The 15741-nt window shown below is 37.5% G+C and carries 16 protein-coding genes, 1 tRNA gene, 1 other RNA gene and 1 other annotated feature; of the genes, 5 read left to right on the top strand and 13 right to left on the bottom strand.

Going from position 1 to position 15741, the window contains the following annotated elements; all coding sequences use genetic code 11:
- Positions 1 to 340: 340 nt before the first annotated feature.
- The 7 genes from ACRPLY_RS26410 to tadA all read right to left on the bottom strand — a co-directional run bounded on the left by ACRPLY_RS26410 (position 341) and on the right by tadA (position 4574).
- Positions 341 to 610 (bottom strand): pro-sigmaK processing inhibitor BofA family protein, encoded by a 270-nt coding sequence (locus ACRPLY_RS26410; RefSeq protein WP_013081328.1) that lies wholly within the window; start codon positions 608 to 610, stop codon positions 341 to 343.
- A 116-nt stretch (positions 611 to 726) separates the two neighbouring features.
- The gene (locus tag ACRPLY_RS26415; RefSeq protein WP_013054840.1) at positions 727 to 951 is read right to left on the bottom strand and encodes a YaaL family protein; all 225 of its coding nucleotides are present in this window, start codon (positions 949 to 951) and stop codon (positions 727 to 729) included.
- A 14-nt stretch (positions 952 to 965) separates the two neighbouring features.
- The gene (gene recR / locus ACRPLY_RS26420; protein WP_014461944.1) at positions 966 to 1562 is read right to left on the bottom strand and encodes a recombination mediator RecR; all 597 of its coding nucleotides are present in this window, start codon (positions 1560 to 1562) and stop codon (positions 966 to 968) included.
- Positions 1563 to 1577: 15 nt separating this feature from the next.
- Complete coding sequence (locus ACRPLY_RS26425) at positions 1578 to 1898, bottom strand: YbaB/EbfC family nucleoid-associated protein (RefSeq protein ID WP_013081327.1); 321 nt, start codon at positions 1896 to 1898, stop codon at positions 1578 to 1580.
- Between the two features lie 19 nt (positions 1899 to 1917).
- The gene (dnaX, locus tag ACRPLY_RS26430; RefSeq protein ID WP_028412704.1) at positions 1918 to 3606 is read right to left on the bottom strand and encodes a DNA polymerase III subunit gamma/tau; all 1689 of its coding nucleotides are present in this window, start codon (positions 3604 to 3606) and stop codon (positions 1918 to 1920) included.
- Between the two features lie 130 nt (positions 3607 to 3736).
- An RNA gene (gene ffs, locus ACRPLY_RS26435) (signal recognition particle sRNA large type) lies at positions 3737 to 4001 on the bottom strand.
- 102 nt (positions 4002 to 4103) lie between these two features.
- On the bottom strand, positions 4104 to 4574 hold the full coding sequence (gene tadA, locus ACRPLY_RS26440; RefSeq protein ID WP_028412705.1) for a tRNA adenosine(34) deaminase TadA: 471 nt from the start codon (positions 4572 to 4574) through the stop codon (positions 4104 to 4106).
- A gap of 79 nt (positions 4575 to 4653) precedes the next feature.
- Here tadA and ACRPLY_RS26445 point away from each other — a divergent pair, with 79 nt between their 5' ends.
- From ACRPLY_RS26445 to ACRPLY_RS26460, 4 genes are all read left to right on the top strand, one after another.
- The gene (locus tag ACRPLY_RS26445; protein ID WP_033580900.1) at positions 4654 to 5196 is read left to right on the top strand and encodes an isochorismatase family cysteine hydrolase; all 543 of its coding nucleotides are present in this window, start codon (positions 4654 to 4656) and stop codon (positions 5194 to 5196) included.
- Between the two features lie 56 nt (positions 5197 to 5252).
- Positions 5253 to 6554 carry a glycoside hydrolase family 18 protein gene (locus ACRPLY_RS26450; RefSeq protein WP_033580901.1) on the top strand — a complete coding sequence of 434 codons (1302 nt, stop codon included), beginning with the start codon at positions 5253 to 5255 and terminating at the stop codon, positions 6552 to 6554.
- A 143-nt stretch (positions 6555 to 6697) separates the two neighbouring features.
- Positions 6698 to 7333, top strand: coding sequence for a deoxynucleoside kinase (locus ACRPLY_RS26455; protein ID WP_325077809.1), 636 nt, complete (start codon positions 6698 to 6700; stop codon positions 7331 to 7333).
- A complete protein-coding gene (locus tag ACRPLY_RS26460) occupies positions 7333 to 8013 on the top strand; it encodes a deoxynucleoside kinase (RefSeq protein WP_028412708.1) in 681 nt (226 codons plus the stop codon). Before ACRPLY_RS26455 ends, ACRPLY_RS26460 begins: the two co-directional genes overlap by 1 nt.
- 120 nt (positions 8014 to 8133) lie before the next feature.
- Here the strand turns inward: ACRPLY_RS26460 and ACRPLY_RS26465 are convergent.
- From ACRPLY_RS26465 to guaB, 6 genes are all read right to left on the bottom strand, one after another.
- Positions 8134 to 8226, bottom strand: a tRNA-Ser gene (locus ACRPLY_RS26465).
- Positions 8227 to 8335: 109 nt separating this feature from the next.
- Entirely contained in the window at positions 8336 to 9613 is a 1278-nt protein-coding gene (gene serS, locus ACRPLY_RS26470) for a serine--tRNA ligase (RefSeq protein ID WP_028412709.1), read from the bottom strand.
- 52 nt (positions 9614 to 9665) lie between these two features.
- Positions 9666 to 9878, bottom strand: a binding site (T-box leader).
- A gap of 57 nt (positions 9879 to 9935) precedes the next feature.
- A complete protein-coding gene (gene pdxT, locus ACRPLY_RS26475) occupies positions 9936 to 10523 on the bottom strand; it encodes a pyridoxal 5'-phosphate synthase glutaminase subunit PdxT (RefSeq protein ID WP_028412710.1) in 588 nt (195 codons plus the stop codon).
- A 21-nt stretch (positions 10524 to 10544) separates the two neighbouring features.
- Positions 10545 to 11432: a pyridoxal 5'-phosphate synthase lyase subunit PdxS gene (gene pdxS / locus ACRPLY_RS26480; RefSeq protein WP_013054829.1), complete on the bottom strand. Its 888-nt coding sequence runs from the start codon at positions 11430 to 11432 to the stop codon at positions 10545 to 10547.
- Positions 11433 to 11622: 190 nt separating this feature from the next.
- Entirely contained in the window at positions 11623 to 12978 is a 1356-nt protein-coding gene (locus tag ACRPLY_RS26485) for a serine hydrolase (protein ID WP_325077808.1), read from the bottom strand.
- 150 nt (positions 12979 to 13128) lie between these two features.
- Positions 13129 to 14595 (bottom strand): IMP dehydrogenase, encoded by a 1467-nt coding sequence (gene guaB / locus ACRPLY_RS26490; RefSeq protein WP_013054827.1) that lies wholly within the window; start codon positions 14593 to 14595, stop codon positions 13129 to 13131.
- Positions 14596 to 14711: 116 nt separating this feature from the next.
- On the opposite strand from guaB, the gene ACRPLY_RS26495 reads away from it, so the two are divergent.
- A complete protein-coding gene (locus tag ACRPLY_RS26495) occupies positions 14712 to 15677 on the top strand; it encodes a YaaC family protein (protein ID WP_028412712.1) in 966 nt (321 codons plus the stop codon).
- Positions 15678 to 15741 lie beyond the last annotated feature (64 nt).

Raw genomic sequence — 15741 nt, forward strand, 5'->3', positions numbered from 1 at the left:
TTAGGCACGCCGCCAGCGTTCATCCTGAGCCAGGATCAAACTCTCCGAAGAAATGTTTGACTTGCTCATTTAAAAAAATAAAAATTAACGTTGACGTTTACTATTTCGTTCAGTTTTCAAAGAACTCTTGTCTCAAGGCGACTTTCTTATCTTACCACCTTAAGAATAACTTGTCAACAACTTTTTTCTTTAAGTTATTTTCGAGTTATTTTTCGTTACTGTCTTAGCGACGTATATAAATATAACATCTGATAACTTGTTGGTCAACAACTTTTTCAAAAAAAATAAAAGTTTTCTCGAAAAGATTCCAGAAAACTTTTATTTTGGATATTCTTCCAAATTATAATATGAAATTATTAATAACAAGTAGGGCAGCTATTCCTGGAATACCTAAAATAGCTGAAACAATAGCTGTGGGGAAATTAATAGGAATATGAATACCGAACTGTACGCCAAAGATGTTAATAAAGAAAAGCAGCAAAACGCCAATAATAAGCTTAATCGATAAATTTCCAATGACTCGAAGCATTTTTTCAACACCACCTGTTACTAAGAGTAGAATGATTAGCCCTATTAAAAAAGACACAACTACAATAGGATGATTTAGCATGTTGCCTCCTTCTTAAAGCAGATAAGTTACCTTATATATATGTCCAAGCATTCAAAAAAAGCACTATTTCACGGAGGGAAATCCTTATTTTATAAAGACAACAAAACAGGATGCCTCTATGACATCCTGTTAATTGAAATATTTCGATGTTTGGCTTCTTTTAATAGAAAAAGATACTTCATTTTGGCTAATCGAATATCTACCATTACCTCTTCTGAAGGATCTACACTTCTTTCTACCATTGAAGTTTTGTGACTCCATTCCTGCTTTACTTGCATAAAAGTCTTCACAAATTCATCATCGTACTCTTTGCGTAGCCAACCTTTTCGTTTAAAAAACATATGCAAGTACCTCGTTATACTTCTCTTCTACCTTCTAGGGCTTTAGATAATGTTACTTCGTCCGCGTACTCAAGGTCTCCTCCGACGGGTAACCCATGAGCAATTCTAGTAATTTTAATTCCTGTCGGCTTTAAGAGCCTAGAGATATACATAGCCGTAGCTTCGCCCTCTATATTCGGGTTAGTAGCTAAAATCACTTCTTGAATCTCATCATCTTGAAGTCTTTTTAATAACTCTGGTACTTTGATATCTTCAGGCCCTATTCCTTCCATAGGTGAAATTGCGCCATGCAGGACATGATACAAGCCGTTATATTCTTTCATTTTCTCCATTGCAATGACATCTTTAGGGTCTTGCACGACACACACCACACTGCGCTCTCTACGCTGATCTTGACAAATGTAGCAAGGATCTTGATCTGTGATATGCCCACAAACTGAACAATAGGTTAAATTTCGCTTCGCATTAACTAATGCTTTTGCAAAATCTAATACCGTATCTTCTTTCATAGATAAAACAAAGAACGCTAAGCGAACAGCTGTTTTTGGACCAATGCCGGGTAACTTCATAAAACTATCTATAAGCTTTGATATTGGTTCTGGATAATGCACGTGGCAACCACCTTATTAAAGTCCTGGAATATTTAAACCTTTTGTAAATTGACCCATTGTGTTATTTGTTAAATCGTCCATTTGTTTTAATGCGTCATTTGTTGCTGCTAGTACTAAATCTTGTAGCATTTCAATATCTTCAGGATCTACTACATCCTCTTTAATATTTACATCAATTACTTGTTTCTGACCGTTAACCACAACTGTTACCATTCCACCGCCAGCTGTACCTTCAACAGTTTTTTCAGCTAACTCTTCCTGCGCTTTTTGCATATCTTTTTGCATTTTTTGCATTTGTTTCATCATTTTTTGCATATTGCCCATGCCTTTCATCATATGAACATTCCTCCTAAATTTACTCTTGAATTTCGATTAAGTCTTCTCCAAATAGCTTTTTCGCTTCTGCAACCACGGGGTCTTCCTCCTGTGGTTGACCTGATGACCCATCACTTTGCTGTCCTTGAAGAAACTCTTCTCTTACTTTATCCCATTCACTTTCTGGAATTGCAACCATTTCACGCTTGCTGCCAATTAAAGTATATAAGATATTCTCTAAATTATCACGTACATTGTTGTTATTTTCAGAAGCCATTTTGCAATGAATTTCATATTTGAATTTAAGTATAAATGATTGATCTGAAGACGCAACCGGTTCACTGTTAGATAACAACGCTGCATGTGAAGCTTTATTTTGTTGTTTCAATGTGTCTAATACCTGCGCCCAAGATCGCTTAATGGTTTCTAAATTCTGCCGAGTGGCATTTTTTAAAACTTCATTTACCTTTCCAACAGGCGTTTTGTACTGACTTCTTGACTGTCTTGTCTGTTTTTTCTCTGTTTGCGCTGCCTGAGCTGTATGATCAACTTGAATGCCTTTTTCTTTTAGCTGCTGCAGTTCTGCTTCCATTTGATTCATTTTTTGCAAAATGTCTTGATATGGAAGAGCACCCTCTTGATTTGTAGAACTTTGAGCTAATTTTACTAAAGCTACTTCAAGTAGCACTCGAGGATGATTGCTCCATTTCATCTCTTGCTGAGTTTGGTTCAATTCAGCAATGACTTTATAAATAAAGGCACTATCCATTTTTGAACTAAGTTCTTTAAACTCTTCGTTAACCGCTGCTTTTTCAAGTAAATATGCATTTTCTTCTGAAGCTTGATAAAGCAGAACATCACGATAATAGAAGATGAGGTCCTCTACAAACCTCGCTGGATCTTTTCCGTTTTTGATCAAACTTTCAACAGAGTCTAGCGCTTCTACAATGTTTTCGTTAAAGATAGCTTGGACGATCTTCACAATAAAAGACTGTGATACGGCTCCTGTTATGGATAGAACATCCTCTAAGCTCACCTTCTCCGTACTATACGAGATGGCTTGGTCTAAAAGACTAAGTGCATCACGCATGCCGCCTTCTGAAGCTTTCGCAATTTCGTAAAGAGCATCCTCGCTTACTTCTAGCTCTTCAGAACCTAATACTTCCTTCATTCGATATACGATATCTTCTGGCGAAATGCGTTTGAAATCAAAGCGCTGACATCTGGAGATAATCGTTAATGGAATTTTATGCGGCTCTGTTGTAGCTAAAATAAAGATGACATGTGCAGGAGGTTCTTCTAACGTTTTTAACAAAGCGTTAAAAGCTCCAATTGAAAGCATATGAACTTCATCAATAATGTACACTTTGTATCGAACAGCACTAGGTGCATATTTTACTTTATCACGGATATCTCGAATTTCATCGACTCCATTATTAGAGGCTGCATCAATTTCAATTACATCAGAAATGGAACCATCCGTAATTCCCCGACAAGTTGCACATTCATTACAAGGTTCAGCAATGGGTGCTTTTTCACAGTTAACGGCTTTCGCTAAAATTTTAGCAGCTGTTGTCTTCCCTGTCCCTCGAGGCCCAGAAAATAAATACGCATGCGAAAATTTTTCTTGGACAAGGGCATTTTGAAGTGTTTTGATAATATGTTGTTGACCGACTACGTCGTTAAAGCTTTGAGGACGGTATACACGGTACAGAGCCTGATATGCCACTACATCCTCTCCTTTTAATATAATTCATTAGTTCTCATTATAGCGTATTATGAGGTTTTTTTTCAAAATAGTAAGAGATAAAATAAAAAGCCTACTCTCACAGAGTAGACTAAACTTATGTATATAACTGCCGTGCACCTTCCGTCGATTAGCCACCCCAGGCGTTACTTAAGCAGTTAGCTCGGTTCAGGCGACCCCATGGCACATGAGAGGTTCTGCTTACTGCTGCTTCCTTCCGGACCTGACAGGGTTCACAGATTCCCATTGCATAGGACCCAAACGTCAACACCACTTACTTAAGGCAGGCCCTAAGATGAGCTAACCTCAAGAAGGAATTCGGCCTCGCTAGAGCGGATTGCGAGTACAGGGCACCGCTACCTCCCCGCTTAGCACGGCAAAGTTGAAACCAATAGTTTGGGCATCAAGTTGATGCATTTACAAGTATACGTCTTTTCATTCAAAAATGCAACCGCTATAGAAAACTTACTTTTTTAGCGCTATTTTCCAGCCTTTTTTCGTTGACGTAACTCACGAAAAAAAGTCGTTAAGAGGCTCCCGCATTCTTCTTCTAGCATACCTCCTACTACTTCTGCTTGATGATTAAACTTTTCAAACTCTAATAAATTTAACAATGTTCCAGCGCAGCCACCTTTAGGATCATAAGCGCCAAACACAACTCTTTTCACTCTGGATAATACAATAGCACCTGCACACATCGGACATGGTTCTAAGGTGACATATAACGTAGCGTCTTCCAACCTCCATGTTCCTAGTTTCTTACATGCTTCATCAATGGCTAAAAGTTCCGCATGAGCAACTGATCGCTGTTCTGTTTCTCGTAAGTTATAAGCTGCAGCAATCACCTCATCATTTTGAACAATAACTGCTCCAATAGGAACCTCTAATTTATCTTTAGCTTTTAATGCTTCATCAATTGCCAACCTCATATACTTTTCATCATTTAACACTTTTTATCCAACCTTACATATTATATTTTTTCTGAGTCAAACTATTTACTATGTACATCAGGAAAAGGAGAGACCTTGTGTGAAGAATGCTAAAACTGCTTTAATTATTATTGATATGCTAAACGATTTTCAATTCAAAAACGGCAAAGTACTTGCTGAAAAATCTTTAATAATCGCTCAAAATATTGCCGAATTAAAACAATATGCCTCGTCTCAACATATCCCTATTATTTACGTCAATGACCACTATAAGCTATGGCAAGCAAACTTAGAAACCATTTTAACACACTGCACAAATGAGGTAAGTTCACCCATTCTACATCACATTTCACCACAAAACGCTGATTACTTTTTAATTAAACCAAAGCATTCTATTTTCTATGGAACAGCTTTAAATATTTTGCTATCACAGCTCGATGTGCATACACTTATTTTAACAGGAATTGCGGGAAATATATGCGTGCTTTTTTCAGCCAACGATGCTTATATGCGTGAGTATAATTTAATTGTGCCTGAAGATTGTATTGCTTCAAACGCAGATGAAGACAATACCTTTGCTTTAAGAATGATGCATAACGTATTAAATGCTCGTATTTGCAAACATACTGAGTTGATGAATTAAGTAAAAAGCCTTCTCATATGATGGAAGTAAGTCATATGAAATGGAGGCTTTTTATTATGCAAATTTACACTGTTAAAGCAGGTGACAGTATATATAGTATTGCAAAACAGTTCCAGATTGACGCAGGAAAGATTATAAGAGCAAATGAATTACCTAATCCAAATCAACTCGTCATCGGGCAATCTATGGTTATTCCCATCAACGGTACTTACTACACAGTAAAAGCTGGGGACACTATATGGAAAATAGGACGAAAATTAGGCGTTAGCTATCAGGCTATTGCCAATGCGAACAATGTTTCAGTTACAGCACCCTTAACACCTGGCCGCCGCATCTTAATTCCCCCTTCCCCAAACAAAAGAAACGGTGAGTTTTTAGGGTATGTTGAAACAAGCAATCGAAAAATCACCCCTCAAACAGAGAAAATGATTAATCAAAATGCAAAATACCTTACTTATCTCGGACCAGCGAACTTCGAAGTGCAAAAAGACGGTTCTCTAAAGGCACCTCCACTTAACAATTTAGGTTCTATTGCTAAAGAAAATGACGTCATCTTCTTAATGGTATTGGCTAATATTGAAAACGGTGCATTCAGTGATGAAGTCGGCCGAGCAATTTTAACTAATAAAGACGTTCAAGATACGCTCTTAAATAATATTGTAAAAACAGCGAAAGAACAAAATTTCAGAGACATTCACTTTGACTTCGAATTTTTGCGTCCGGCAGATAAAGAAGCCTATATTGCATTCTTACAGAAAGCAAAAAAGCGTCTTCAAGATGAACAACTTCTCATGTCTGTGGCTTTAGCTCCGAAGACAAGTCGAGATCAAAAAGGCAAATGGTATGAAGCACATGATTATAAAGCCATTGGAGAGATTGCTAACTTCGTTGTTCCAATGACATATGAATGGGGATATAGCGGTGGGCCTCCTATGGCCGTCTCTCCTATTGGTCCCGTACGTGATGTTTTAGAATATGCAGTATCTGAAATACCTAGTTCAAAAATTATCATGGGCCAAAACCTATACGGTTACGATTGGACACTGCCTTACAAACCAGGAGGAGAATATGCCAAAGCCATTAGTCCTCAACGAGCTATTGAGTTGGCAGCTCGTTATAAAGTAGCTATTCAATACGACAATAAAGCACAAGCTCCTTTCTTCCGGTATAAAGATGAACAGCAGCGCACTCACGAAGTATGGTTTGAAGACGCTAGATCTATTCAGGCCAAGTTTGATTTAATCAAAGAATTAAAACTTAGAGGAATGGCCTACTGGAAACTAGGCTTAGATTTCCCGCAAAACTGGCTCTTGATTGAAGACAACTTCAAAATTACAAAAAGAGTGACACAGCCATAAATAGGGAAAGCTTACTGTTAACAGTAGGCTTTTTGTTATTCTTCTTACTGAAAGAAATTTCTTTTCCCCTTATTCTCCTTCTCTATGTTAAAATATTTTTTGTCTGTTTTTTTTGAACGAGTGGTCATGAAGGAGGCAAATGAATGCAAGTCACACCTTTTATTTCAGTAGAAGGACCCATCGGTGTCGGAAAAACCTCTCTAGCTAAAGAGATTGCACAAGCATTTCAGTTCGAAATTTTAAAAGAAATCGTAGATGAAAATCCATTTCTCGGGAAATTTTATGAGAATATCGACGAGTGGAGTTTTCAAACCGAAATGTTTTTTCTATGTAATCGATATAAGCAGTTAGAGGATATTCAAAAAGGGTTCTTATCTTATAAAAAACCTGTTGTAGCAGATTATCATATTATGAAAAACATGATTTTCGCTGAGCAAACGTTAAAAGATGAACAGTATAAAAAATATGTACAAATCTTCCACATCTTAACGGCTGATATGCCGGCTCCGAACATTATTATTTATTTAAATGCCAGTTTAGATACCTTGCTAAAGCGTATTAAAATGCGTGGAAGAGAAATTGAACGAAACATCGATCCTCACTACCTTGCGAGACTAAGTGATGATTATGAAAAAGCTATGACGGCATTTGAACAAAAGAACCCTGACGTAACCATTTTACGTTATAACGGTGATGAAATAGATTTTGTACAAAATAAACAACACTTAAATAGAATCTTATCAGAGGTTCAAGAGAGTATGTTGAAAAGGAGTATATAATGGTAAACTTACGATCGAAATACAACATTCCTAATGATGCTGTGTTGACGATAGCGGGTACAGTTGGAGTTGGGAAATCTACGATGACTCAATCATTGGCTGATGCTCTCCAATTTCGCACATCGTTTGAAAAAGTAGATTCCAACCCTTACCTGGACAAATTTTATGGGGATTTTGAACGCTGGAGCTTTCACCTACAGGTATATTTTTTAGCGGAACGCTTTAAAGAACAAAAGAAGATTTTCGAGTATGGCGGCGGCTTTATCCAAGACAGATCCATTTACGAAGATACCGGTATCTTTGCTAAGATGCATTTTGAAAAGGGAACAATGTCTAAAGTAGACTATGAGACATATACAAGCTTGTTCGATGCAATGGTTATGACTCCATACTTCCCTCATCCAGATCTGCTCATTTATTTGGAAGGCAGCTTCGAAGATATTGTAGATCGCATTCAAGAAAGAGGGCGACCAATGGAACAACAAACGCCTCTTGATTATTGGAAAGAGATGCACGCCCGATATGAAGAATGGATTAATAACTTTACGGCTTGTCCTATTCTCCGTTTAGATATTAGAGAATACGACCTTCTCAAGGATCCTGATTCAATTGAATCAATTGTTGAAAAAGTGGCTCGCTTTTTACAACATAATGAAAAGTTAAAACGTCGTCAGCTATAAAAAAATGCCGCTTTAATAAATAAAGCGGCATTTTCAACAAATAAAAAACCGTTACTTATAAGTAACGGTTTTCCAATCTCCAATTTATCGCGCTATGTTAATTGCATTATAAGTCAAATATGGCGGAGGAAGAGGGATTCGAACCCCCGCGGGCTTTAACACCCCTGTCGGTTTTCAAGACCGATCCCTTCAGCCGGACTTGGGTATTCCTCCGTATCGACAAGTATTAATTTATCATATAAAAATAATGAAGTCAACTCTTTTATTAATTTTTTTAAAAAAGATGTTCATTAAAAATTAATTTAATGAACACCTTCTACTTTTATTTAGAAATAACTTCTTTATTTCCCATATATGGACGCAGCACTTCTGGAATTTGAATTGATCCATCTTCCTGCTGGTAGTTTTCTAAAATTGCAGCTACCGTACGGCCAATTGCTAAGCCAGAACCATTTAGTGTATGAACATGTTCTGGTTTTGCTTTTGTATCACGGCGGAAGCGAATATTAGCACGGCGAGCTTGAAAGCTTTCAAAGTTTGAACAAGAAGAAATTTCACGATACGTTTCATAACTTGGAATCCAAACTTCAATATCATACTTTTTGGCTGCTGTGAAACCTAAGTCAGCTGTACACATGCTTAGAACTCGGTAAGGTAAACCTAATAGTTGAAGAACCTTTTCAGCATGGCCCGTTAATTTTTCTAATTCATCATAAGAATCTTCTGGCTTAACAAAGCGAACAAGTTCTACTTTATTAAACTGATGCTGACGAATAAGCCCACGTGTATCTCTTCCTGCAGAGCCTGCTTCTGAGCGGAAGCAAGCACTATACGCTGTATAAGCAATTGGAAGCTGATCTCCGCTTAAAATTTCATCACGATGTAAATTTGTAACTGGTACTTCAGCTGTAGGAATTAAGAAATAATCTTCTTCTTTAATTTTAAATGCATCTTCTTCAAATTTAGGAAGCTGCCCTGTTCCTGTCATACTTGTACGATTCACCATATATGGAGGAAGGATTTCTTCATAACCATGCTCATCCATATGTAAATCCATCATAAAGTTAATAAGAGCACGTTCTAATCTTGCACCTAACCCTTTATAAAATACAAAGCGGCTTCCCGTTACTTTCGAAGCTCTTTCAAAATCTAAAATATTTAAATCTGTTCCTAAATCCCAATGCGGTTTTGGTTCAAAATCAAATTGTTTAATTTCTCCCCATTTGCGAACTTCTACGTTATCATCTTCAGTTTCACCTACAGGCGTACTTTCATGTGGAACGTTAGGAATTGAAAGCAGCAATAGCTCTAACTCTTCTTCAACGCTGCGAAGCTCTTCATCCAATTGCTTTACGCGGTCTCCTACTTCACGCATTTCGACGATTAAATGATCAGCATCTTGTTTTTCACGTTTCAATTGTGCAATTTGCTGTGATACTTCATTTCGCTTGCTTTTTAACTCTTCTGTTTGAGCAATTAGCTCACGGCGTTTTGCATCTAACTCTTCAAAGCGACCTAAGTCCGTTAAGTCCTCACCACGAAACTTGAGCTTTTCTTTTACTTCATTAAAATTAGCACGTAAAAATTTTAAATCTAACATACTGAGTACCTCCTTTAGTATAAAAGGGCAAAATAAAAACTCTCATCCCTATGAAAGGGACGAGAGTTTACCCGCGTTGCCACCCTAATTGAAAGCTAAAATAAGCCTTCCTCTTAAACCAGATAACGGATGAACCGAAACTGCCTACTACTTTTTCGACAGCTTGCTCCAGGACGGATTCATAAGAATTGATTATCGATTCACACCAGCCATCGACTCTCTTGAAATCAAAAATCTTATTACTATTTCCTATCAACGCTTTATACCAATATCATTTTTATTAATCATAATGTACTACAAGTCTTTACAAGATGCAATTCATTTATACAGGTTTTTTCGAAGCTTCTTCAACCATTGCTACAAAATACTGAGCCATGCGAGCATCATCTGTTAATTCTGGATGAAACGAACATCCCAAGAATTGACCTTGTCTTGCTGCAACAATTCGGTCATTATGCATTGCCAAGACTTCAACGTTTTCTCCTACTTCTACAATATGCGGAGCACGGATAAATACGCCTATAAAATCTTCACCAATATCTTTAATATTTAGAGCAGCTTCAAAGCTATCTCGTTGGCGCCCAAATGAATTTCGAGCTACCGTAATATCCATAACACCTAAATGGGGCTCTTCACGGTCAACAACTTGTCCTGCAAGTAAAATTAAACCCGCACACGTACCAAACACCGGTTTACCTGCTTGTGCAAACTGGCGAAGAGGTTCCATAAAGTCATACTTGTCAATCAGACGACGCATCGCTGTGCTTTCGCCGCCCGGTAGGATTAAACCATCTATTTCGTCTAGCTGTTCAACTTTTTTAATGATAATGGCTTCAGCGCCTGCTGCTTCTAATGCTTGTGCATGCTCGCGAAAGGCACCTTGTAATCCTAACACGCCTACTTTTACCATTTTGTCAAAACTCCCTTTAAATTACCATCCACGCTCTTGCATGCGGTTTTCTGGTAATAATGATGAAATTTCAATCCCTTTCATTGCACTTCCTAATCCTTTTGACAAGTTTGCAATGAGTTCATAATCTTGATAATGTGTTGTTGCCTCAACGATTGCTCGAGCAAATTTTTCAGGGTTGTCGGATTTAAAGATTCCTGAACCAACGAACACACCGTCTGCTCCAAGCTGCATCATTAACGCTGCGTCTGCTGGTGTTGCTACACCGCCCGCTGCAAAGTTTACAACCGGTAGGCGACCTTCACGTTTAATTTGCAGTAATAGCTCATAAGGCGCGCCTAATAGTTTTGCCTCTGTCATTAACTCATCTTCGTCCATGCCCACAACTTTACGTACTTGAGCGTTTACTTGGCGCATATGACGCACTGCTTCCACGATGTTTCCTGTCCCTGGTTCGCCTTTTGTACGAAGCATTGCAGCTCCTTCAGCAATACGGCGGGATGCTTCACCAAGATCACGACAACCGCACACAAATGGAACCGTAAATGTATTTTTATTTAAATGAAACTCCTCATCAGCTGGAGTCAACACTTCACTTTCATCGATGTAGTCTACACCCATCGCTTCTAGCACGCGTGCTTCAACAATATGGCCAATACGAGCTTTTGCCATAACTGGAATGGACACAGCATTCATCACTTCTTCAACAATTGTTGGGTCTGCCATACGAGACACGCCGCCTGCTGCACGGATATCAGCTGGAACACGCTCTAATGCCATAACGGCAACAGCGCCTGCTGCTTCTGCAATTTTTGCTTGCTCTGCGTTGATCACGTCCATGATAACGCCACCTTTTTGCATTTCCGCCATTCCTCGTTTTACACGATCAGTACCTGTAATGTTATTCATGTTTGTCTTCCTCCTGTATCAAGTGTTTCACAATAATTTTTAGTGTATATACAAAATTCAAAACTTAGTGTCTATTTTACCGTATTTTTCGGAAAATTCCTATCTAATTTATAGATTATATACAAACAAATCTAAAAATAAAAAAAAGAGATACTCCCTTGTAGTATCTCTTCTTTCTCTTGAGTTATCATTAAAACCAGTTATTCACTGTATTTGCAGCATTCATCCAAATATCGCTGAAGAAGTTACCAATACTGCGGATAGCGAGAGAGAACCATCCAGCTTTTTCAACAGATTCGTTTGTCACGACCGGCGTCATGCTATCTGTAGTTTGACCTCCTACATAGCCTAGATCTTTAAGATTTCTGTTTGTTGCACTTACATAAGCAACTGTTTCTCCTTTTTTAATAGGAGCAACAACTTTTTGATCGTTCATAACTTTATCGTTTAACTTAAAGTTGATTTTAGTATGATCTTTTTGACCTTTTTCGGTAATAATTTTTACCGAATTCTTTGGAGAAACGGAAGCTTCTTTTGATTTCCCTTTAGCAACATCAATTGTTTCATGCCCTTTAATCTCGCCGTTAGCAGGCACTACTTCTTTTAACTGAAAATGACTAAAAGCATAATCCAATATCTTTTTCGTTTGAGAAAAACGAGCAGCTTCTGTAGACTTGCCGTTTTCCTTGGCATTCATTACAACTGTTATGTATCTTACCCCGTTACGCTCTGCAGTTCCAGTGAAACATTGACCTGCAAAATCTGTATGACCAGTTTTTAAGCCGTCTACGCCGCTGTATGCAGCTGAAAAACCAGGGAGCATCTTATTCCAATTGTTCATTTTTGTTTCGCCTTGTTGCCCTTGTCTAAACATCTTGGAAGGAGTTTTGGCTACTTCCAAAGATTCTGGATAATCATGAATCAAGTGATAAGCAAGAGTAGCAACTGCCCGAGCAGATAGGAGGTTCTCATCTTCTTCCTTTGTTCCTTTTGGATACATCCCTTTTAACAAGGAATTAGAAAGACCTGTAGAATTGACAAATTTTGATTCACCCATATTTAATTTTTTTGCTGTTTCATTCATTAACTTAATGAAACCTTCTTCAGAACCACTGACAGCTTCAGCTAAAGCAATGGCTGCTCCATTAGCTGAATAAATAGCCATGGCATCATATAATTCTTTTACCGTATATTTTTGGTTTTCGATTAATGGTACATTTGATAATCCATAATCCTGAGAAATTTTAGCTGCATATTTACTAACTGGCACACGTTGATCCCAAGATAATTTCTTATCTTTTATGGATTCTAATACTAGGTATTCCGTCATCATTTTTGTCATGCTTGCAATACCTAATAAAGCATCCGTATTTTTCCCGTATAGCACTTTCCCCGTACTTGCCTCTACTAAAATGGCTGCGTCTGCTTCAACGCCAATATCATCTGTTTTAGAAGCAGCTGATGCTTGTGTAGAGACAAAAAATACGCTGGCCATTAACATAACAGCAATGACACAAATTAATTGTTTCTGTACTGCGTTTCTCACTCTATACCCTCCAAACGTAAACTCACATAAATGTAATTTTATCATACTAAAATTTAAAAAAATAGATAAAGAAGTACTGTTACATTCATGATTAATGACATAAAAAACACGTTTCCCTATTAAGGAAACGTGTTTTTTACACATTCATGATTATCTCATAGAATAGTTAGGAGATTCTTTTGTAATTTGTACATCATGTGGGTGACTTTCTCTTAAGCCTGCTCCAGTCATACGGATGAATTGTGCCTGTTCACGTAACGCTTCTAAGTTAGCTGAACCACAGTAACCCATTCCTGCGCGCAAACCACCAATCATTTGATATAAAGTATCTGCTACAGGTCCTTTGTAAGGCAAACGGCCTTCGATACCTTCTGGAACTAATTTTTTATTATCTTCTTGGAAGTATCGATCTTTACTTCCTTTTTCCATAGCTCCCACAGAGCCCATTCCACGATACACTTTAAAGCGTCTTCCTTGGTAGATTTCTGTTTCGCCAGGGCTTTCTGTCGTTCCTGCTAGAAGGCTTCCTAGCATTACTGTATGTCCACCAGCTGCAAGTGCTTTTACGATATCTCCAGAGTACTTAATACCGCCATCTGCAATAATAGCTACCCCGTGCTTACGAGCTTCAGTTGCACAGTCATATACTGCCGTAATTTGTGGAACGCCTACACCAGCGACAACACGAGTTGTACAAATTGAACCAGGTCCAATTCCTACTTTTACTACGTTTGCTCCAGCTTCAATTAATGCTTTTGTACCTTCAGCCGTTGCTACGTTACCAGCAATAATATTTAATTCTGGATATGCCTCGCGAATGCTGCGTACTGTATCTAAAACGCCTTGTGAATGTCCATGCGCTGTATCAATAACGATAACATCAACGCCAGCTTGTACTAATTTTTCGATACGAACATTTGAATCAGCTGTTACGCCAACAGCTGCTCCAACTAATAATCGACCTTGTTGATCTTTAGCTGCATTTGGAAACTCAATTACTTTTTCAATGTCTTTAATTGTGATAAGGCCTTTTAATACGCCATTGTCATCTACAAGAGGTAACTTTTCAATTTTGTATTGCTGTAGAATTTTCTCTGCTTCTTCTAAAGTCGTTCCTACTGGAGCAGTAACTAATTCTTCTTTTGTCATTACATCAGCAATTTGCATTGAATAATCTTGGATGAAACGCAAGTCACGGTTTGTAAGGATTCCAACTAGTTTTTGTTCTTCTTCGTTGTTGACAATCGGCACACCTGAGATACGATATTTGCCCATTAAGTGTTCAGCAGCAAATACTTGGTTTTCAGGAGTTAAAAAGAAAGGATCCGTGATAACACCACTTTCAGAACGTTTTACTTTATCAACTTGTTCTGCTTGCTGTTCAATCGACATGTTTTTGTGAATGATACCCAAACCACCTTGTCTAGCCATCGCAATAGCCATTTCAGCTTCTGTAACTGTATCCATTCCTGCACTGATGAACGGCACCTTTAATTTTAATGTTTTTGTTAGTTCAACACTCATATCAACGTCTTTAGGTAGTACCTCAGATTTTGCTGGCACCAGTAAAACGTCATCAAATGTTAAGCCTTCTTTAGAAAATTTGCTTTCCCACATTATAGAATCCTCCTTTAAACGACAGAATATTATTAGTAGATTAACAAGCAGATATGTACCTGTCAATAACTTCACTAGATATCAGATAATTCTAATAAAAAGAAAAGGTGATTTAGTTGCATAAATTTAATGATGTTTGGACGTCCTACAATTTATTTTTCTCCGTTCCTTTTGTACAAGACTTTTTAAAAAAGCGCTATCAAAAATTGAATTATAGCGATGCAGAGCAACATAGTTTTAAAAACAGTTACCCATTTATTTATTATTTGGAACACAGTAAAAATTATTATCAAGTTGCGGCACAATCTCCTGTATCAGTTCAACCCGTTTTATTATTTTATGGAATGTCACAGCTGTTAAAAGCTTGTTTGTTAACACAAAACCCCGTATATCCCGAAAATACAGCGGTGTTAGCACATGGAGTATCAACACGAAAAAGAAAAAAACAAAGTTATGATTTTTTAGATGATGAAGTTAAGATTCAAAAAAGCGGTTTATTTTCACAAGTAGGAGAAGAATTGTTTCATGTGAAACAACTAGAAGGTAGTAAATATACAATGAATTATCTGTTGTCTTGTGTACCTGAATTAGATACATTATTTTTAAATTTGGGCACGAGACCATCTTCCCATTTAACAACTATTGGATCGCTTCCAGCTACCTCTTTGCCTATTCCTGAACAAGTTACACGGTGTTATCATATGAATCACGAAAGACTCTATTCTTTTTTAAAAGAGCGTTCCCATCTATCATTGTCTTTGTCAGAAGATCAGGTATGTATTCTTGACCCTTCAAGCTGTTTATATAATTGTTCACCTTTTATGTACAATTTCCAAGCTAACACGCTGCATGCACCGTTGGAAAAAGATAGCTGCTTATATTTCCCTGAGATGTTGGCACATTACTTATTACTTTATAATTTAAGTATGATTTCACGTTATGAAACAGAGTGGTGGTATGAATTATTACATACATACTCTTCGAAAGATTATCCATTTATCTTGAGGTTCCTTGAGGTTACAGCTCAAAAGATTCCTTACTTAATTTCTTGTTACTTAAATGAACACACAAAAAAAGACTAGCTAAAATAGCTAGTCTTTTTTCAAGTGCCTGGCAACGTCCTACTCTCACAGGGACAAAGTCCCA

The organism is Priestia sp. TGN 0903 (assembly GCF_050846855.1).
Classification (GTDB): Bacteria; Bacillota; Bacilli; order Bacillales; family Bacillaceae_H; genus Priestia; species Priestia zanthoxyli.

Bases quoted from the DNA above. Each gene is read 5' to 3' on its own strand.
- ACRPLY_RS26455 (WP_325077809.1), top strand. From the start codon at position 6,698: ATGCAAGTCACACCTTTTATTTCAGTAGAAGGACCCATCGGTGTCGGA.
- pdxS (WP_013054829.1), bottom strand. From the start codon at position 11,432: ATGAATAACATTACAGGTACTGATCGTGTAAAACGAGGAATGGCGGAA.
- ACRPLY_RS26415 (WP_013054840.1), bottom strand. From the start codon at position 951: ATGTTTTTTAAACGAAAAGGTTGGCTACGCAAAGAGTACGATGATGAA.
- guaB (WP_013054827.1), bottom strand. From the start codon at position 14,595: ATGTGGGAAAGCAAATTTTCTAAAGAAGGCTTAACATTTGATGACGTT.
- ACRPLY_RS26425 (WP_013081327.1), bottom strand. From the start codon at position 1,898: ATGATGAAAGGCATGGGCAATATGCAAAAAATGATGAAACAAATGCAA.
- serS (WP_028412709.1), bottom strand. From the start codon at position 9,613: ATGTTAGATTTAAAATTTTTACGTGCTAATTTTAATGAAGTAAAAGAA.
- pdxT (WP_028412710.1), bottom strand. From the start codon at position 10,523: ATGGTAAAAGTAGGCGTGTTAGGATTACAAGGTGCCTTTCGCGAGCAT.
- ACRPLY_RS26450 (WP_033580901.1), top strand. From the start codon at position 5,253: ATGCAAATTTACACTGTTAAAGCAGGTGACAGTATATATAGTATTGCA.
- ACRPLY_RS26460 (WP_028412708.1), top strand. From the start codon at position 7,333: ATGGTAAACTTACGATCGAAATACAACATTCCTAATGATGCTGTGTTG.
- ACRPLY_RS26410 (WP_013081328.1), bottom strand. From the start codon at position 610: ATGCTAAATCATCCTATTGTAGTTGTGTCTTTTTTAATAGGGCTAATC.